Source organism: Methylobacterium sp. D54C (genome assembly GCF_053345595.1).
This window is the reverse complement of sequence record NZ_JBKFAK010000018.1, coordinates 60,534-79,003: the sequence shown is the minus strand read 5'-3', so window position 1 is coordinate 79,003 and position 18,470 is coordinate 60,534. Positions and strand designations below refer to the sequence as shown.

General features: G+C 71.1%; 16 protein-coding genes. 4 read left to right on the top strand and 12 right to left on the bottom strand.

Annotated features, from left to right (window positions below; translation table 11 throughout):
- Window positions 1–126 precede the first annotated feature (126 nt).
- The 10 genes from lpdA to gloB all read right to left on the bottom strand — a co-directional run bounded on the left by lpdA (window position 127) and on the right by gloB (window position 12,464).
- Window positions 127–1,530 (bottom strand): dihydrolipoyl dehydrogenase, encoded by a 1,404-nt coding sequence (gene lpdA / locus ACLBYB_RS24990; RefSeq protein WP_091681247.1) that lies wholly within the window; start codon window positions 1,528–1,530, stop codon window positions 127–129.
- A gap of 67 nt (window positions 1,531–1,597) precedes the next feature.
- Window positions 1,598–2,353 (bottom strand): SDR family oxidoreductase, encoded by a 756-nt coding sequence (locus tag ACLBYB_RS24985; RefSeq protein WP_020093730.1) that lies wholly within the window; start codon window positions 2,351–2,353, stop codon window positions 1,598–1,600.
- Between the two features lie 7 nt (window positions 2,354–2,360).
- Window positions 2,361–3,680 carry a 2-oxoglutarate dehydrogenase complex dihydrolipoyllysine-residue succinyltransferase gene (gene odhB, locus ACLBYB_RS24980; protein WP_020093729.1) on the bottom strand — a complete coding sequence of 440 codons (1,320 nt, stop codon included), beginning with the start codon at window positions 3,678–3,680 and terminating at the stop codon, window positions 2,361–2,363.
- Between the two features lie 49 nt (window positions 3,681–3,729).
- Window positions 3,730–4,029, bottom strand: a complete 300-nt coding sequence (locus tag ACLBYB_RS24975; protein ID WP_042671905.1) for a YciI family protein — start codon at window positions 4,027–4,029, stop codon at window positions 3,730–3,732.
- Between the two features lie 10 nt (window positions 4,030–4,039).
- Window positions 4,040–7,030 carry a 2-oxoglutarate dehydrogenase E1 component gene (locus ACLBYB_RS24970; protein WP_447693107.1) on the bottom strand — a complete coding sequence of 997 codons (2,991 nt, stop codon included), beginning with the start codon at window positions 7,028–7,030 and terminating at the stop codon, window positions 4,040–4,042.
- 173 nt (window positions 7,031–7,203) lie between these two features.
- A complete protein-coding gene (sucD, locus tag ACLBYB_RS24965) occupies window positions 7,204–8,088 on the bottom strand; it encodes a succinate--CoA ligase subunit alpha (protein WP_010685286.1) in 885 nt (294 codons plus the stop codon).
- Window positions 8,089–8,090: 2 nt separating this feature from the next.
- A complete protein-coding gene (gene sucC / locus ACLBYB_RS24960) occupies window positions 8,091–9,287 on the bottom strand; it encodes an ADP-forming succinate--CoA ligase subunit beta (protein WP_020093726.1) in 1,197 nt (398 codons plus the stop codon).
- A 112-nt stretch (window positions 9,288–9,399) separates the two neighbouring features.
- A complete protein-coding gene (gene mdh / locus ACLBYB_RS24955) occupies window positions 9,400–10,362 on the bottom strand; it encodes a malate dehydrogenase (RefSeq protein ID WP_042671902.1) in 963 nt (320 codons plus the stop codon).
- 401 nt (window positions 10,363–10,763) lie between these two features.
- Entirely contained in the window at window positions 10,764–11,339 is a 576-nt protein-coding gene (locus tag ACLBYB_RS24950) for a TetR family transcriptional regulator (protein ID WP_012317921.1), read from the bottom strand.
- A 348-nt stretch (window positions 11,340–11,687) separates the two neighbouring features.
- The gene (gene gloB, locus ACLBYB_RS24945; protein ID WP_447700393.1) at window positions 11,688–12,464 is read right to left on the bottom strand and encodes a hydroxyacylglutathione hydrolase; all 777 of its coding nucleotides are present in this window, start codon (window positions 12,462–12,464) and stop codon (window positions 11,688–11,690) included.
- 160 nt (window positions 12,465–12,624) lie between these two features.
- On the opposite strand from gloB, the gene ACLBYB_RS24940 reads away from it, so the two are divergent.
- The 4 genes from ACLBYB_RS24940 (at window position 12,625) to ACLBYB_RS24925 (ending at window position 15,969) form a co-directional block, all read left to right on the top strand.
- The gene (locus tag ACLBYB_RS24940; protein WP_042671901.1) at window positions 12,625–13,359 is read left to right on the top strand and encodes a class I SAM-dependent methyltransferase; all 735 of its coding nucleotides are present in this window, start codon (window positions 12,625–12,627) and stop codon (window positions 13,357–13,359) included.
- A 5-nt stretch (window positions 13,360–13,364) separates the two neighbouring features.
- Entirely contained in the window at window positions 13,365–14,078 is a 714-nt protein-coding gene (locus tag ACLBYB_RS24935) for a MarC family protein (RefSeq protein ID WP_447700392.1), read from the top strand.
- A gap of 617 nt (window positions 14,079–14,695) precedes the next feature.
- Window positions 14,696–15,529, top strand: coding sequence for a nucleotide-binding protein (locus tag ACLBYB_RS24930; RefSeq protein ID WP_091979515.1), 834 nt, complete (start codon window positions 14,696–14,698; stop codon window positions 15,527–15,529).
- Entirely contained in the window at window positions 15,526–15,969 is a 444-nt protein-coding gene (locus ACLBYB_RS24925; RefSeq protein ID WP_447700391.1) for a hypothetical protein, read from the top strand. Before ACLBYB_RS24930 ends, ACLBYB_RS24925 begins: the two co-directional genes overlap by 4 nt.
- A gap of 22 nt (window positions 15,970–15,991) precedes the next feature.
- Here ACLBYB_RS24925 and pbpC read toward each other — a convergent pair whose 3' ends face one another.
- A complete protein-coding gene (pbpC, locus tag ACLBYB_RS24920; protein WP_447700390.1) occupies window positions 15,992–18,124 on the bottom strand; it encodes a penicillin-binding protein 1C in 2,133 nt (710 codons plus the stop codon).
- Window positions 18,125–18,203: 79 nt separating this feature from the next.
- Window positions 18,204–18,419 carry a hypothetical protein gene (locus tag ACLBYB_RS24915; RefSeq protein ID WP_020093718.1) on the bottom strand — a complete coding sequence of 72 codons (216 nt, stop codon included), beginning with the start codon at window positions 18,417–18,419 and terminating at the stop codon, window positions 18,204–18,206.
- Between the last annotated feature and the right edge of the window lie 51 nt (window positions 18,420–18,470).

Here is an 18,470-nt window from a genome sequence, read left to right as displayed (position 1 = left end):
GTCAGGTTCGAGGCGTGCGGTGTGTGACGGAACGCGAAGGCCCCCTTTCCCGCACGAGAGAGGGGGCCTTCGCGCAGGCGGTCGAGCCCGCCGAGGTAGCAATCCGCGCAGCCGTGGCCTGGCCCGTCAGACGTGGATGGCGCGCTTGTTGACCGCCAGCGCGGCTTCCTTGACGGCCTCGGTCAGCGTCGGGTGCGCGTGGCAAGTGCGGGCGATGTCCTCCGACGAGGCGCCGAACTCCATCGCGACCGCCACCTCGGCGATCAGGTTGCCGGCATCCGCGCCCACGATGTGCACGCCGAGTACCCGGTCGGTCTGGGCGTCGGCCAGCACCTTCACGAACCCGTCGGTGGTGCCGTTCGCCTTGGCCCGGCCATTGGCCGTGAAGGGGAATTTGCCGGCGTTGTAGGCCACGCCGTCCTTCTTCAACTCCTCCTCGGTCTTGCCGACCGAGGCGACCTCCGGGAACGTGTAGACCACGTTCGGGATCACGCCGTAATTCACGTGGCCGGACTGGCCGGCCAGCATCTCGGCGATCGCCACGCCCTCGTCCTCGGCCTTGTGGGCGAGCATCGGGCCGGCGATCACGTCGCCGATGGCGTAGATGCCGGTGACGTTGGTGGCGTAGTGGGAATCGGTGAGGATCCGGCCCTTGTCGTCCCGCTGGACACCGACCGTGTCGAGGCCGAGGCCCTCCGTGTAGGGCGTCCGGCCGATGCAGACGAGGACCACGTCGGCCTGCAGCGTCTCCGCCGCGCCGCCCGCGGCCGGCTCGACCGTGACCGTCGCGCCGCCCTTCTTGCCGACCTCGACGCCCGTCACCTTGGTGGACAGCCTGAAGGCGATGCCCTGCTTCGTCAGGATCCGCTGGAACTGCTTGCCGACCTCGCCGTCCATGCCCGGCAGCACCCGGTCGAGATACTCGACCACGGTCACCTCGGAGCCGAGCCGGCGCCAGACGGAACCCAGCTCCAGCCCGATCACGCCGGCGCCGATGACGAGGAGCTTCTTCGGCACCCGGTCGAGTTCCAGGGCGCCGGTGGAGGAGACCACGACCTTCTCGTCGATGGTGACGCCGGGCAGGCGCGCCACGTCCGAGCCGGTCGCGATGACGATGCTCTTCGTCTCGAGCATCTGGTTGCCGCCGTCCTCGGCGATGACCTCGACGCGGCCGGCGCCGGCGATCCGGCCGGTGCCGTGGAAGGTGTCGACCTTGTTCTTCTTGAGCAGGAACTCGACGCCCTTGGTGTTGCCGGCGACGCCCTCGGCCTTGAAGGCCATCATCTTCTTGAGGTCGAGCTTCGGCGTGCCGACGTCGATGCCGAGATCGGCGAAGTGCGTGTTGGCCTCCTCGAAGGCCTCCGACGCGTGCAGAAGGGCCTTGGACGGGATGCAGCCGACATTGAGGCAGGTGCCGCCGTGCGTCGCGCGCTTCTCGACCACCGCGGTCCGCAGGCCGAGCTGCGCCGCGCGGATCGCGCAGACGTAGCCGCCGGGGCCGGTGCCGATGACGACGAGATCGTAGGACATGAGGCTTCGCTTCCGCTCGGTCGTGCCGCGTGCGAGACGGGCAGGGAATGTCAGGTGGGGCTTGGCCTCAGCGGCCGCCGCCGATGTCGAGGATGGCGCCCGTGGTGTAGGAGGCCTCGTCCGAGAGGAGCCACACGATCGGTGCGGCCACCTCCTCGGCGGTGCCGGCCCGCTTCATCGGGACGCCGGGGCCGAGACGCTCGACCCGGTCCGGCTCGCCGCCGCTGGCGTGGATCTCGGTGGCGATGATGCCGGGCGCCACCGCGTTGACGCGGATGCCGTCGGCGGCGACCTCGCGGGAAAGCCCGATCGTCAGCGAGTCGATGGCGCCCTTGGAGGCCGCGTAGTCCACGAACTGGCCGGGGCCGCCGAGGCGCGCCGCCACCGAGGACAGGTTGACGATCGCGCCCCCTGCCCCGCCGCGCTTGATCGACATGCGCCGCACCGCCTCCCGCGCGCACAGGAAGCTGCCGACCACGTTGGTGGTCATCATGCGCTGCAGGCGGGCGACGCTCATGTCGGCGACGTCCGACTTCACGTCGACCACGCCGGCATTGTTGACGAGCGCCGCGAGGCGGCCGAGGCCGTCGGCCGCCTTGAACAGGGCGATGACGTCGGCCTCGTTGCCGACGTCGCCCTTCACGGCGAGCGCCCGTCCGCCCTTGGCCGCGATCGCGTCCACCACGCCCTGCGCGGCGGCGGCGTCCGACACGTAGCTCAGGCAGACGGCGTAGCCGCGCTCCGCCAGGAGGAGCGCCACCGCGCGGCCGATGCCGCGGCTGCCGCCCGTGACGATCGCGACCCTGTTCTCAGCGCTCGACATGGCTGCCTCAGAGGTCTAGCACGAGGCGCGCCGGATCCTCCAGCGCCTCCTTGACCCGCACCAGGAAGGTCACGGCCTCCTTACCGTCGACGATGCGATGGTCGTACGACAGGGCGAGGTACATCATCGGCCGCGCCTCGATCTTGCCGGCGCGGACCACCGGGCGCTCCTCGATGCGGTGCATGCCGAGGATGCCCGACTGCGGCGCGTTGAGGATCGGCGTCGACATCAGCGAGCCGTAGATGCCGCCGTTGGTGATCGTGAAGGTGCCGCCCTGCATCTCCTCGATGGAGAGCTTGCCGTCGCGGGCCTTCTTGCCGAAGCCGGCGATCTTCTTCTCGATGCCGGCGATCGACAGGTCGTCGGCGTCGCGCACCACCGGCACGACGAGACCCTTATCGGTGCCGACCGCGATGCCGATGTGGTAGTAGTTCTTGTAGACGAGATCCTGCCCGTCGATCTCGGCGTTGACCGCCGGCACGTCCTTGAGGGCGCCGATCACCGCCTTGGTGAAGAAGCCCATGAAGCCGAGCTTCGTGCCGTGCTTCTTCTCGAAGATATCCTTGTACTGGCTGCGCATCGCCATCACGGCCGACATGTCGACGTCGTTGAACGTCGTCAGCATCGCCGCGGTGTCCTGCGCGTCCTTCAGGCGGCGCGCGATGGTCTGGCGCAGCTTGGTCATGCGCACGCGCTCCTCGCGCGCGGCGTCGTCCGGCGCCGAGGGGGCGCGCGGCAGGGTCGGACGGGCCTCCTTGGCGGGCGCCGACGGGGCCGGCCCCTTGGCGATGGCGCCGAGCATGTCCCCCTTCGTGACGCGTCCGTCCTTGCCGGACCCGCTCACCGACGACGGGTCGACACCCGATTCCCGGGCGAGCTTGGCCACCGCCGGGCCGTTGTCGCCGACCGGGCGCTGCTGGGCCGCGGGGGCGGCGGCATCGCCGTGGTTGCCGTAGCCGGCGGACGATTCCTGGGCCGGGGCCTCCGCCTTCGCGGGCGCGGCGGCCTTCGGGGCCTCGCTCCGGCTCTCGGCCTTGGTCTCGGCGCTCTCCTTCGGGGCGGCCTTCTTGGCCGTGCCGCCGCCGGCTCCGGCCTCGACGATCGAGCCGAGCAGGGCACCGGGCTCCACGGTCTCGCCGTCCTTGACCAGGATCTCGCCGAGCTCGCCGGCCGCCGGGGCGTTCACCTCCAGGGTGACCTTGTCGGTCTCGAGCTCGACGATCGGCTCGTCGGCCGCGACCGTGTCGCCGGGCTTCTTGAACCAGCGGCCGATCGTGGCCTCGCTCACGGATTCGCCGAGGGTCGGGACGAGGATGTCGGTTGCCATGCTCTCTTCTGCCCCGCGGGGGGCCTCCTCTGGATGTCGGGCCGCGACGTCAGCGCCGCAGGATCAGGGATGGAACGGGCGAGACGGTGTACCGGAAGCCTGCCTGCGCCATCAGGACGGGATCTGCTTCGCCGAGCGCCTCGGCCCGGGCCGCGTCGTCGGCCTCGACCAGGGCCAGGCCCCAGGTGCCGCCGGACTCGAAGACGGGTCCGACCGCGATGGCGGTGCCGGCGGCCGCCTGCTCCATCCAGTAGCCGGAATGCGCCGAGAACAGCGCCTTCTCGGCCTCCGTCGCGTCGAACGGGAAGCTCGGGCGGGGCGGTTCCAGGCGGAGCAGGAAGTAGGCCATGGCCGGACGATCAGACCGCCAGGGCCTCGTTGAGGAAGGCCTGGAGCTGCGCCTGGTGCTTCGACATCTGGCCGACCGCCGTCGAGGCGGAGGCCGGACGGCCGACGTAGCGGGCGCGCTTCACCGCGGAGCCGGCCTGGCCGAGCACCCACTCGAGGTAGGGCTCGACGAAGGACCAGGCGCCCATGTTCTTGGGCTCCTCTTGGCACCAGATCACGTCGGCGTTGCGGAACCGGGCCATCTCGTTGGCCAGCGCCTTCAGGGGGAACGGGTAGAGCTGCTCGACGCGCATCAGGTAGATGTCGTTGAGGCCGCGCTTCTCCCGCTCCTCCAGCAGGTCGTAGTAGACCTTGCCGGAGCACAGCACGACGCGGCGGATCTTGTCGTCGCGCACGAGCTTGTTCTGCGCGCCCTCCTCCTCGGCGTCGTCCCAGAGGACGCGGTGGAAGGTCGAGCCCTCGGCGAGCGCGTCGAGGTTCGAGACGGCGCGCTTGTGGCGCAGCAGCGACTTCGGCGTCATCAGCACCAGCGGCTTGCGGAAGTCGCGCTTCAGCTGCCGGCGCAGGATGTGGAAGTAGTTCGCCGGCGTCGTGACGTTGGCGACCTGCATGTTGTCCTCGGCGCAGGCCTGGAGGTAGCGCTCCAGGCGGGCCGAGGAGTGCTCGGGCCCCTGGCCCTCGTAGCCGTGCGGCAGCAGCAGCACGAGGCCCGACATGCGCAGCCACTTGCGCTCGCCGGACGCGATGAACTGGTCGATCACCACCTGGGCGCCGTTGGCGAAGTCGCCGAACTGGGCCTCCCAGAGGACCAGGGCGTTCGGCTCGGCGAGCGAGTAGCCGTACTCGAAGCCGAGCACCGCTTCCTCGGAGAGCATCGAGTTGATGATCTCGATCGCGGCCTGCCCCTCGCGGATGGCGTTGAGCGGCGTGAAGCGCTGCTCGTTCTCCTGGTCGATCACCACCGCGTGGCGCTGCGAGAACGTGCCGCGCTCCACGTCCTGACCCGACAGGCGGACCCGGTTGCCGTCGAGGAGCGTCGCCCCGAAGGCCAGGGCCTCGGCGGTCGCCCAGTCGATGCCGACCCCCGTCTCCACCGCCTTGGCGCGGTTGTCCATGAAGCGCTGGATCGTGCGGTGCAGGTGGAAGCCGGGCGGCGCCTGCGTGATCCTGCGCCCGATCTCCTGCAGGGTCCCGGCCGGCACGGCGGTGCGGCCGCGGCGCGGGTCGTCCACGTCCTCGTGCACGGCCTTCACGCCGGACCAGCGGCCGTCGAGCCAGTCGGCCTTGTTCGCCTTGTAGTTGTTGGCGACGTCGAGTTCGCTGTCGAGCATCCCGCGGAACTCGGCCTTGCGGGCGTCGAGCGCCTCCTGGGTCACCGAGCCGTTCTCGACGAGCTTGCGGCCGTAGCTCTCCAGCACCGAGGGATGCTTGCGGATCCGCTGGTACATCTTCGGCTGGGTGAAGGCCGGCTCGTCGCCCTCGTTGTGGCCGAAGCGGCGGTAGCACAGCATGTCGATCACGACCGGCTTGCCGAACTTCTGCCGGTACTCCACCGCGACCTTGGCGGCGAAGGTGACGGCTTCCGGATCGTCGCCGTTGCAGTGGAAGATCGGCGCCTCGACCATCTTGGCGACGTCGGACGGGTAGGGCGAGGAGCGGGAGAAGCGCGGATCGGTCGTGAAGCCGATCTGGTTGTTGATGATGAAGTGGACCGAGCCGCCGGTGCGGTGGCCCTTCAGGCCCGACAGGCCGAAGCACTCCGCCACCACGCCCTGGCCCGCGAAGGCGGCGTCGCCGTGGATCAGGAGCGGCAGCACCGTGCGGCGCTCGATGTTGGGCTTGGCCCACTGGTCCTGCTTGGCGCGGACCTTTCCGAGCACCACCGGGTCGACGATCTCGAGGTGGGACGGGTTGGCGGTGAGCGACAGGTGGACGTTGTTGCCGTCGAAGGCGCGGTCCGAGGACGCGCCCAGGTGGTACTTCACGTCGCCCGAGCCCTCGACCTCGGCCGGGGAGGCCGAGCCGCCCTTGAACTCGTGGAACACCGCCCGGAAGGGCTTGGCCATCACGTTGGTGAGCACGTTGAGCCGGCCGCGATGGGCCATGCCGAGCACGATCTCGCGCACGCCGAGCGCGCCGCCGCGCTTGATGATCTGCTCCAGCGCCGGGATCATCGCCTCGCTGCCGTCGAGGCCGAAGCGCTTGGTGCCGGTGTACTTGAGGTCGAGGAACTTCTCGAAGCCCTCGGCCTCGATCAGCTTGTTGAGGATCGCGCGGCGCCCCTCGGGGGTGAAGGAGATCTCCTTGTCCTTGCCCTCGATGCGCTCCTGGATCCACGCCTTCTCGGCGGGATCCGAGATGTGCATGAACTCGACGCCGAGCGTCTGGCAGTAGGTCCGCTCCAGGATGCCGACGATCTCGCGGACCGTGCCGAACTGCAGGCCGAGGACGTTGTCGAGGAAGATCGGACGGTCCCAGTCGGCCTCCTCGGTGAAGCCGTAATGCTGCGGGTGCAGCTCCTCGTGGTCGCCCCGCGGCGCGAGCCCCAGCGGGTCCAGCTTGGCGTGCAGGTGGCCGCGCATCCGGTAGGAGCGGATCAGCATGATCGCCCGCACCGAATCCTTGGTCGCCTGCTCCACCGACACGCCGGTGGTGGCGGTGACGCTGTCCTGCGGCTTGCCGGGCTTGGGCTCCTTGGCTTCCCGCGCGACGATCTTGTCGCCGATCGCCTTCTCCAGGGCGCCCCAGTTGCCGTCGAGCGCCGAGACCAGCTCGCCGTTGAGCGGCACCGGCCAGTGCGGCTTCTCCCAGGAGGCGCCGGCGGCGTTCTTCTCGACCAGGGTCTCGTCCTCGCCGAGCCCCTTGAAGAAGGTCTGCCACTCCGGATCCACCGAGGACGGGTTGCGGGCGTAGGCCGCCTGCAATTCCTCGATGTAGGCGGCGTTGGCGCCGTACAGGAACGAGGTTTCGAGGAGCGCTTCGTTCACGTCCTGGCGTGCCATGGTGCGTCCATCCTGATCGCGCGGGCAGGCTCCCCTGCCCTCCGGGCTCCCCGTCAGCGCGGCGGAGCGCCCTCGAACCGAAACGGGGCGGGTGACCGCCCCGCTGAGATCGTCTGCACGCCCGATATGGGCGTCGCAGCCCTGCGATGGCCGCGACGCAGGCGCGCGGGCCTTTAGCCCTTCAGCACCTCGACGAGCGTCGAGCCCAGCCGGGCCGGCGACGGCGACACGCGGATGCCCGCGGCCTCCATGGCGGCGATCTTGTCCTCGGCGCCGCCCTTGCCGCCCGAGATGATCGCGCCGGCATGGCCCATGCGGCGGCCCGGAGGCGCCGTGCGGCCGGCGATGAAGCCGACCATCGGCTTCTTGCGCCCGCGCTTGGCCTCGTCCTTGAGGAACTGGGCCGCCTCCTCCTCGGCCGAGCCGCCGATCTCGCCGATCATCACGATCGACTCGGTCTTCGGGTCGGCGAGGAACAGCTCCAGCACGTCGATGAACTCAGTGCCCTTCACCGGGTCGCCGCCGATGCCCACCGCCGTGGTCTGGCCGAGGCCGGCATTGGAGGTCTGGAACACCGCCTCGTAGGTCAGCGTGCCCGAGCGGGACACGATGCCGACCGAGCCGGGCCGGAAGATGTTGGCCGGCATGATGCCGATCTTCGACTCGCCGGCGGTGACGATGCCGGGGCAGTTCGGCCCGACGAGGCGCGACTTCGAGCCCGTCAGCGCCCGCTTCACCCGCACCATGTCGAGCACCGGGATGCCCTCCGTGATGCAGACGATCAGCGGCACCTCGGCGCTGATCGCCTCGCAGATCGCGTCGGCGGCACCGGGCGGCGGCACGTAGACCACCGAGGCCTCGGCGCCGGTGGCCTCGCGCGCCTCCGCGACCGTGTCGAAGACCGGCAGGCCGAGATGGCTGGAGCCGCCCTTACCTGGGCTCGTGCCGCCGACCATCTTGGTGCCGTAGGCGATGGCCTGCTCGGAGTGGAAGGTCCCGTTCTTGCCGGTGAAGCCCTGGCAGATGACCTTGGTGTTGGCGTCGATCATCACCGACATGATCAGGCTCCCTTCACGGCGGCGACGATCTTCTGGGCGGCGTCGTCGAGGTCGTCCGCCGGGATGACGTTGAGGCCGGAATTGCGGATGATGGCCTTGCCCTGCTCGACGTTGGTGCCCTCGAGGCGCACCACCAGCGGCACCTGCAGGCCCACCGCCTTCACGGCCGCGATCACGCCGTTGGCGATCACGTCGCACTTCATGATCCCGCCGAAGATGTTGACGAGGATCCCCTTCACGTTCGGGTCGGCGGTGATGATCTTGAACGCCGCTGTGACCTTCTCCTCCGAGGCGCCGCCGCCGACATCGAGGAAGTTCGCCGGCTCCTCGCCGTAGAGCTTGATGATGTCGAGCGTCGCCATGGCGAGGCCGGCGCCGTTGACCATGCAGCCGATCGTGCCGTCGAGCGCGATGTAGGCGAGGTCGTACTTGGACGCCTCGATCTCCTTGGCGTCCTCCTCGGTCTCGTCGCGGAGCGCCATGATGTCCGCGTGCCGGTAGAGGGCGTTCGAATCGAAGGCCATCTTGGCGTCGAGGCACTTGAGGTGCCCGTCGGCGGTCAGCACCAGCGGGTTGATCTCCAGGAGGCTCATGTCCTTGGCCACGAAGGCCGCGTAGAGCTTCTCGGTCAGCGCGGCCGCTTCCTTGGCCTGGGCGCCCGACAGGCCCAGCGCCTTGGCGACGGCGCGGCCGTGGTGGGGCATCACGCCGGTGGCCGGGTCGACCGCGATCGTGTGGATCTTCTCGGGCGTGTCGTGGGCGACCGCCTCGATGTCCATGCCACCCTCGGTGGAGACCACGAAGGCGACGCCGCCCGTGGCGCGGTCGACCAGCATCGAGAGGTAGAACTCCTCGGCGATCTGGGCGCCCTCCTCGATGTAGAGGCGGTTGACCTGCTTGCCGGCCGGGCCGGTCTGGATGGTCACCAGCGTCTGGCCGAGCATCTCGCCGGCGAACTGCTTGACCTCGTCGATCGACTTGGTGACGCGCACGCCGCCCTTGGCGCCCTCGGGCGCGCCCTTGAAGGTGCCCTTGCCGCGGCCGCCCGCGTGGATCTGGCTCTTCACGACCCAGACGGGGCCGCCGAGCTCCTTGGCGGCGGCCTCGGCCTCCGACGGGTTGAAGATGGCCACGCCGCGGGAGACGGGCAGGCCGAACTCCTTCAGCACGGCCTTGGCCTGATATTCGTGGATATTCATCGGAGCCTCGTAAGGAGGAGCGAATAGGTGGCAGCGGGCGGCGCGTAGAGAAATCGAGTGATCGAGATTCGAATCTCCGACCGCTACGCGCTGCCCGGTATCCGCTTACCGGTCAGGCGAGGCTGCTGTCGACGCCCTTGCAGGCCTCGATGAGTCCCGTCACCGAGGCGACCGACTTGTCGAACATGGTCTTCTCGGCCGCGTCGAAGGTCACCTCGAGCACGCGCTCCACGCCGTTGGCACCGATCACGATCGGCACGCCGATGAACATGCCCTTCACGCCGTACTGGCCGTCGAGGTAGGCGGCGCAGGGCAGGACCCGCTTCTTGTCGCGCAGGTAGCTCTCGGCCATGGCGATGGCGGAGGCGGCGGGCGCGTAGAAGGCCGAGCCGGTCTTGAGCAGGTTGACGATCTCGCCGCCGCCCTTGCGGGTGCGGTCGACCATGGCGTCGAGCTTCTCCTGGGTGGTCCAGCCGAGCTTGACGAGGTCGGTCAGCGGCACGCCCGCCACCGTCGAGTAGCGGGTCAGCGGCACCATGTCGTCGCCGTGGCCGCCGAGCACGAAGGCCGTGACGTCCTCCACCGACACCTTGAACTCCTCGGCGAGGAAGTGGCGGAAGCGCGCCGAATCGAGCACGCCGGCCATGCCGACGATCTTGTTGGTCGGGACGCCCGAGAACTTCTGCAGCGCCCACACCATGGCGTCGAGCGGGTTGGTGATGCAGATCACGAAGGCGTCCGGCGCGTGGGTCTTGATGCCCTCGCCGACGGCCTGCATGACCTTGAGGTTGATGCCGATCAGGTCGTCGCGGCTCATGCCGGGCTTGCGCGGCACGCCGGCGGTCACGATCACCACGTCGGCGCCCTTGATGGCGGCGTAGTCGCTGGCACCCGCGTAGGTCGCGTCGAAGCCCTCGACCGGGGCGGCCTCGGCGATGTCCAGCGCCTTGCCCTGCGGCACGCCGTCGACGATGTCGAACAGCACCACGTCCCCCAGATCCTTGAGGCCGGCCAGAAGGGCCAGGGTGCCGCCGATCTGGCCGGCGCCGATGAGCGCGATCTTGTTGCGAGCCATGTCGGATGTGTCTCCGCTGCGTTCGACTTTGGTGATGCGTTGCGCGAGGCCGGAGCCGCTCGTCCGTCAGGGTTCGAGGCCGGATTCGCCACTCTGAAATCTGCGCGGCTGTGTGGCCGAAAAGCACCGTGGCTTCAACCCGATGAGGGCCGCGCGGGCGGCGCGTCCGGGCCGTCGGATCGCCCTCGGGCGTCCCGACGGTGCCTCCGAAACGTCAACGTCGCGAGTGTTTTAGGTGCAGTGCACCCTGGCGCCGGACGGCCGCGAAGCCGTGATGACAGATCTGAAATCCTGTCATTTCGGGTCGCGGCGGGCGGCGTGCGGCGCGGGAGGGCGCACGAACGACGAAGGCCCGGACGGTCTGTCCGGGCCTTCGAGAGAGCCTGTGGGTGCGCGCCGGATCAGAGGATGCCGGAGCGCAGGACCCGCTGGATCGCGTGGATGACGGCCCCGAACCGGGCCTCGATCAGGTCGCGCGGCACCTCGGCATCGTGCTGGATCGCTAGCGGATGCGTGAAGCGGTAGCTCGCGTCGAAGATGTAGGCGATCGCCCGTTCCCGGTCCCGGGCCGAGAAGATCCCGGAGGTGATGCCCTCCTCGACCACGCGCTCGACGAGGCTGCGCAGCCGCACGCGGTGCCGCCGGGCGATCGGCCGTGCCGAGACGGTGGCGTCGAGATGGACCGCGAACAGGTTCGGCTCGTCGAACAGGGCGTCCCGCTGGACCGTCGCGAGGGCGGTCAGGAGGCGCTCGATCTTGTCGTCGGCGGGATCGGGCGCGTCGGCGATGCCGGCGAGCCGGGCTTCGACCTCGCGCAGCCAGCGGCCCGCCACCGCGTCGAGGAGCGCGTCCTTCGACGGGAAGTAGCGGTACACGTTCGCGTGCGTCATGCCGGCCTCGGCGGCGACGGCCACGACCGTCACGCGCTTGGGCCCGAGCCGCGAGAGGTGCTCGGTGGCGATCCCGAGGAGCCGCACGTCGGCCGCGACCGGCGCCCGCGGGCGGGCGGGACTGGCCGCCTCACCGCTCTCGCGGAGTGTGCCGGATTCGGCGTCGGCGACGGTGATCTTGGCCTTGGCGCTGAGCGCCTCCTCCTTGGACCCGTCGGACTCTGGCTTGAGGAAAGGAAGCGGAAGGCGGGAAGTGGACAGGTGGTAGGGCGAGACGGACCCCCATCATACCGGCTGAAGCGTCCCGGCGCTTCGCGTTGACGTTACGGCTTCCCCCCGGGAGCCCGGTTACCTGAGCGGATTAGGACCGCTTAAACACCCCTATGTGTCAGTTTGCCTTGAGAAGGCAACAAATTTTTCTCGTTATCACCTGCGTCAGAAGCGGTTCTTCCACGCCCGTAAGGCGACGAACACCGCCTCGGGATCGCTTTCCGGCGGAAGGTCGACGGATCGCGCCAGGGCCGGCTGCCCGCTGCGCAGGAACGGGTTGGTCGCCCGCTCCGCACCCATGGTCGAAGGGATGAGGAACCGCCCCTCCGCCTGGGCGCGCTCGGCCTCGGCGAGGCGCTTCCTCAGCTCCGGGTTGTCCGGATCGGCCGCCAGGGCGAAGCGCGCGTTGGAGAGTACGTAGTCGTGGCCGCTGAAGACCCGCGTCGCGTCGGGCAGGTCGTCGAAGCGCCGCAGGGAGCGGTAGAGGGTCTCGGGCGGGCTCTCCATCACGCGCCCACAGCCGAGGGTGAACAGGGTGTCGCCGGCGCAGACGAGGCCGGCTTCCGCGAACCAGTAGGTCACGTGGTCGGCGCAGTGGCCCGGCGTCTCCCAGACCTGCGCCCCGAGGCTGCCGACCGTGACCGTGTCGCCCTCCCGCACGGTCACGTCCACCTGCGGGACCGCGTCGCCGGCCCTGGCGGGGGCGACCACCCGGGCACCGGTCGCCCGCTTCACCTCCGGGATACCCTCGACATGGTCGGCGTGCCGGTGGGTCACGAGGATGTCGGTCAGCCGCCAGCCGGTCTCGTCGAGGGCCCGGAGGACCGGTCCGGCCTCCGGCACGTCGATCGCCGCGCAGGCGCCGGTCTGCGGATCGCGGATCAGCACGCCGATGTTGTCGCTGCGGCAGAGGAAGGTGCGAATCTCGGTCTCGGCGGCCATCGGACGGAGTCTCCCAAGAACGCGAACGGGCGCGAAGCGGCGCGAAAACTGTTGCCGTGAACAGGTGATGGTCCGGCGAGGTTCCTCCGGCGCTTGCCGCGCGGCGCGCGGCTCACCATTGGTTACGACGACCGTTCCGTCCGCGATCTCCTGTCCCTCCATGCGCCTCGACGTCAACGGCTTGCGGGCCTTCTACGCCAGCCCTCTGGGCCGCACGACGCACCGCGTGGTCGGCCGCGCGCTCCACGACTTCCTCGGCTCGGTCTCGGGGCTGCGCGTCCTCGGGATCGGCTACGCGACGCCGTATCTCGGGCCGGTCCACTGCATCGCCGAGCGCACCCTCGCCTTCATGCCGGCCTCGCAGGGCGTGGTGAACTGGCCGGGCACCGGGCGCTCCTGCGCGGCGCTCGCCGACCCCACCATGATGCCGCTGCCGGAGGCCGCCATCGACCGGGTCATCCTGGTCCACGCCCTCGAATCGGTGGAGAGCCCGACGGAGCTGCTGCAGGAGGTCTGGCGCACCCTGACGCCGGGCGGCCGCATGATCCTCGTGGTGCCCAACCGCCGGGGCGTCTGGGCCCGCCGGGAGGCGACGCCCTTCGGCCACGGCCAGCCCTACAGCCGCTCGCAGCTCGGGCGGCTCATGCGCGACACGCTGTTCTCGCCGGTGAGCTGGGCCGAGACCCTGTACATGCCGCCGGCCCGCTCGCGCCTGATGCTGCGCACCGGGCCCGCCTGGGAGTGGCTCGGCACCGGCCTGTCCCTGCCCTTCGCGGGCCTGCACGTGGTCGACGCGACGAAGCAGCTGTACCGGCCGGTGGCCGTCCAGCAGGTGCGGCGCGCCCGCCGCCTCGCGCCGGCCCGGGTGCTGGTGCCGGCCCCCTCCCCGGGCTGACCCCGATGAGCCTCGACTTCACCACCCAGCAGTTCCTGCTCGCCCTGTCGGCGCTGTTCTCGATCGTGAACCCGGTCGGGGGCGCCTTCATCTTCGCGCAGGTGGCGGGCGCCTTCAGCCACGCCGAGCGCGTGCTGCTGTCGCGCCGGATCGGCGTCTACGCCGCCCTGGTGATGCTCGGCGCCCTCTGGGCCGGCACGCCGATCCTGAACTTCTTCGGCGTCACCCTGGGCGCGCTGCGCATCGCCGGCGGCCTCGTGGTCATGTCGTCGGCCTGGACCCAGCTGAACCGGCCCGAGGCCCGGGAGGCGCGCAAGCAGGCCGAGGCCTCCGGGTCGGCGGGCCGCGGCCCGGCCCCCGCGGAGCCGCCGGGCGACCCGGCGCCCGGCCCCCTCTCCGACATCGCCTTCTTCCCCCTGACGCTCCCGTTCACCACCGGGCCGGGGACGATCGCGGTCGCCATCACCCTGGGGGCCAACCGGCCGGAGGCCTACGCGGAGCGCTTCGGCTTCTACATCGGCGTCACGCTGGCGGCCCTCGCGGTCGCCGCCACGGTCGCGGTTCTCTACGCCTCCGCCGACCGGGTCGTCGCCTTCATCGGCCCGGCCCGCGCCCGGGTGATGGGCCGCCTCTTCGCCTTCCTGCTCCTGTGCGTCGGGACCCAGATCCTGGTGAACGGCCTCATCGACGTGTTCGCGCCCCTCGCCGCGGTGCGGTGACGACCGGGTCACCGCCGACAGGGCCGGGCAAGGCCCGCATCCCAGATGACCCGCGCGGATTCCGGCCGGCCGAATCGATCGAATTGCGGACGATGTCCAGGATGTTGTGTATTCATCCAGATATAATAGTCGTACTTCGCTCATAATTGCACCTTATATAAATATAAATCTTCATTAACGATCTCATTCTAGAGCATTCGTCGAGAAAAGATCCGATTTTTCGCGGCTTGCGTCCTCCCTAGGTCCGAGTATGATCATGCATGGCCCTCGGCCGCGGCGATGAAGACTTGCGGCCGGGGCCGTCGGCGAAGCGGATCAGCAACGGAGTGCAGATCGTGGCGACGGACGTCATCGCGGAACCCGAGCGTCGGCCGTCCACATCCGGGCCTCGAGCACGGAGTGGCCGCGCCTCTGCCGACCCGTGCGCGACCGGATCCCGCGCGTGATGCGACCGGCATCCCGGGCGCGCCGTCGAGCCCGCGCGCGCCGCGTCCCGCCCACGCGGGCCGTGCGGCCCGGCCCGAGCCCGTGAACCCCTGAGATCCCGCAGCCCGGTGCCGCGCGCGGAGCGCGCGCGTCCGGCGCCCACCCCGCGCGTATCAGCAAGGAGACACCGCATGACCGACACGACGCAGAGCAAGGTTCCGGCTTGGTACAGCCCGGACGAGATCCAGGACATCCAGCGCGATCTCCTGGGCGCCGCCGCGAAGGTTCTCGTGCTCTGCCTCGGCGGCAAGGGCGGCGTCGGCAAGACAACCATCGCCCTCCAGGTGGCCGATCTCTGCGCGGAGGTCGGTCCGGTCCTGGCGATCGACACCGACCCGGCCAACCGGCACTTCCACACGGCACTCATGCAGGAGACCACGCCCGGCAGCGACAACTTCGTCCCGCGCCGTCCCGGCATCACCGCCATCCGGCAGCGGCTGCGCGCCGAGGACAGCACGGGCCGCGTCGACCCGACCCTGTGCCAGGACCTGATCGAGCGCGTGACCGAGGCGGCCGAGCGCCTCGTCGTAGTCGACTTCCCGGCCGGCGACACCGAGACGACCCGCCGCTGCACCGAGATCATCGTGGAGAGCTGCCGGGAGGCGAATGTCCGCCTCGCCGTGGTCGTCGCGGCCGGCGCGGTGGATCCCACAGCCCTGGAGGTCCTGCGCGAGCTCCGGCCCATGCTGATCGAGTGCGACCGGGCGATCCTGGCGAAGAACACCGCCCAGGCGACCAATTTCGACTATCTCGAATCGTCCGACCTCGTGCGATCCCTGCGGAAGCAGTCGAACTTTCGCGTCATCGAGATCGAGCGGATCGGCGAGCGGCTGATCGAGGCCCTGCGGGTGCAGAACACGACCTGGCAGGCCTTGGCGAACAGCGCGCCGATGCGCCTGCGGGTCGAGGGCCGCCGCCTGCGGCGCAACTTCCACACGGCGTGGCGGGATGCCCTCCGGCCGTGACCAACCTCGAGCGGTTCTACCGGTCGGTCCACGGCCGCGATCTCCAGCCCTGGGAGCGTCAGCTCGCCGTGCGGATCGCGGCCGCCCTCAACACCACGACGGACGACGACTTCGTCGTCCACCTGCTGCTGGTGTACATGTCCACCAACGCCATCACGAACATGTACAACGAGCTGGTGGCGGCGCGGAACGGTCTCGCCGAACACAACCGGGACCTCATCGGGGCGCTGACGGCGGACCTGCGGCGCAACAGGCTGATCACCGCCGTTCTGCTCGGCGCGGCCGCCCTCGGCGTGCTCGTGAGCGTCGGGATCCTCTCCACTGTCCTCAACCTGTCTTACGGGTCCGCGGCCAGCGCGGCGCGCCTCGCCGCGGCGCTGGAATCCTGCGAGGTGCGCGGCCCGGCCGGCGCCCAGCGCGGCCTCGGGATCGGCCGCTGAGTCGAGGGAACCCGCCGTCGGCTCACTCGAGGCGGACGGACACGCTGTCGCTGGCGCCGGTCGCGTCCAGGACCGAGATCCGCGCGAAGCCCGCGCCCCCCGGGGCCCACTCGGCCTTCCGCCGCGGCGTCTGCACGACCGGCTGACCGTCGACCAGCCAGGTGAGCGGCGGCACGCCGCCCAGGGCCTTGAGGGCGAGGCCCGGGCCGCCCGCCGCGGCGCCGTGCCGGTCCGCCGCGAGGCCGAGATCGATCCGCGCCCCGTCCGGCGGATAGGCGATCCGCAGCGCCGGTCCCGCCGCCTCGGCCGCCTCGCGCCGCAGGTGCCGCAGCGGCGGCGGCAGGCCCGCCGTCCCGACCACCAGCGCGTCCCGCGGCTGGGGGACCGGCTCGGTCTCGATCCCGAGGCGCGCGAAGGCGTCGAACAGGATCGGCGCCGCGACGGTGCGGCCCACGAGCCCCGGCACCGCGGCACCGTCCGGGCGCCCGGCCCAGACGACGATCGTCGCGTGGCGGTCGAAGCCGGCGGCCCAGGCGTCGCGGTACCCGTAGGAGGTGCCGGTCTTGTAGGCGATGCGGTTCGGCAGGGCGTTCTCCGGCGGCGGTGTCCCGCGCAGGATGTCGGCGACGTACCAGGACGCCACGGGCTCGGCGACGCGGTGCCGGGATTCGGCCGCGACCCCGTCGGCGCGGCGCAGCAGGTCCGGAACCGCGCCGCCGCGGGCGAGCCCCGCGTAGAGCCGGGCGAGGTCGGTGACCGTGATGCCGAGACCGCCCAGCGCGACCGGCAGCCCCGGGGCCGCCTCCCGCGGGAGCTGGATCCCGGCCCCGGCGGCGCGCAGCCGGGCGATGAAGCGGGCGGGACCGACCGCGTCCATCAGCTCGACCGCCGGCACGTTCAGCGAGAGCTGCAGGGCCCGCCGGGCCGTGACCGTGCCCTGGAAGGTCAGGTCGAAATTCTCCGGCGCGTAGCTCGCCGAGAAGCGCGCCGGGCGATCCTCCAGCAGGGTCTCGGGATGCGCGAGACCGTCCGCGAAGGCCATGGCGTAGACGAAGGGCTTCAGCGCGGAGCCGGGCGAGCGCACCGCCAGGGTCATGTCGATGGCGCCGCGCCGGGCGGGGTCCAGGTAGCCGGCGCTGCCGACCTGGGCGAGCACCCGGCCGTCGCGGTTGTCGAGGACGAGGATCGCGGTTGAGAGGTCGGGGCCGGCGGCGGCGGCGCGCTCGGCCGCCAGGGTTTCCAGCCGCTCCTGCAGGCGCCCGTCGATCGCGAGGCGGATCGTGGCGGCACCGGGATCGGCCGCCACCGCCTCCTCGGCGGCGTGCGCCGCGAGCATCGGGAACGGCTTGCGCGTCGTCGGCACCGGCTCGGCCCGGGCGGCCTCGGCCTCCGCCGCCGTGAGGATGCCCCGCGCGACGGCCACCGCCAGGACCCGGTCGCGGGCGGCGCGGGCGCGCTCGGGGAACCGGTCCGGACGGCGGGTCTCGGGCGATTGCGGCAGGGCGACGAGCAGGGCCGCCTGCGCGGCGGTCAGCCGGACCGGCTCGCGCCCGAAATACGCGACGCTCGCCGCGCGCACGCCCTCCAGCGGGCCGCCGTAGGGGGCCAGCGCCAGGTAGAGGTCGAGCAACCCGGCCTTGCCGAGGCGCCGCTCCAGCGCGACCGCCCGCACCATCTGGCGGAGCTTGGCCTCGAGCGACCGCTCGCGCCGCGGCTCGACGAGGCGCGCCACCTGCATCGACAGGGTGGAGGCGCCGGACACGATGCGGCCGCGCGTCAGCCACTGGCCGGCGGCGCGCAGCACCGCGGCCGGGTCGATGCCGGGATGCGCGGCGAAGCGGCGATCCTCGTAGGCGAGCAGCATCGCCCGGTAGCGCGGATCGACCGCCTCCGCGGTGACCGGCAGGCGCCAGCGCCCGTCCGCGGTCGCGAAGGGGCGCAGCAGCGTGCCGGACCGATCCAGCACCACCGTCGAGCGTGATTCGGCCGCGGCCAGGTCGAGGGGCGGCAGCGCGTCAGCGTAGCGCCAGAGCGCGGCGGTGCCGGCCCCCAGGAGGCCGAGACCGAGCGCCGTCGCCCCGAGCGCCGCGCGCAGGCCCCTCGCCCGCTTCCGGGGAGGCGCCGACGCGCGCGGATCCGACCCGTCGTGCGGCACGCATCCTCCCGGTCTCGGCTCCGACGGCGCAGGATCCCGTGTTCCCGCGCGCCCGGCAAGCCCCCGGCGGAGCCGGCCTCTAGGCCGTGCCGACGCCCCGCAGGTCCTCGAAGGCGGGCCGATCCGGCCGATTCATCCGGATCGGGAACGGCACGACGTTGGAGGGCATCGCGGCGGCCGGTGTCTCGGGGGGCTGCGCCGCCTTGCGCGCCTTGCCGGGCTTCGCCCAGCGCTCGATCCGCTTGAAGTAGGTCCGCCTCGCCAGCCAAGCCGGAACTCGCCTGCCCTTCCGCATGATCTGTCCCTCGCCGTTGCGTACCGAGTCCCCCTCAGACCCGCGCCCCGA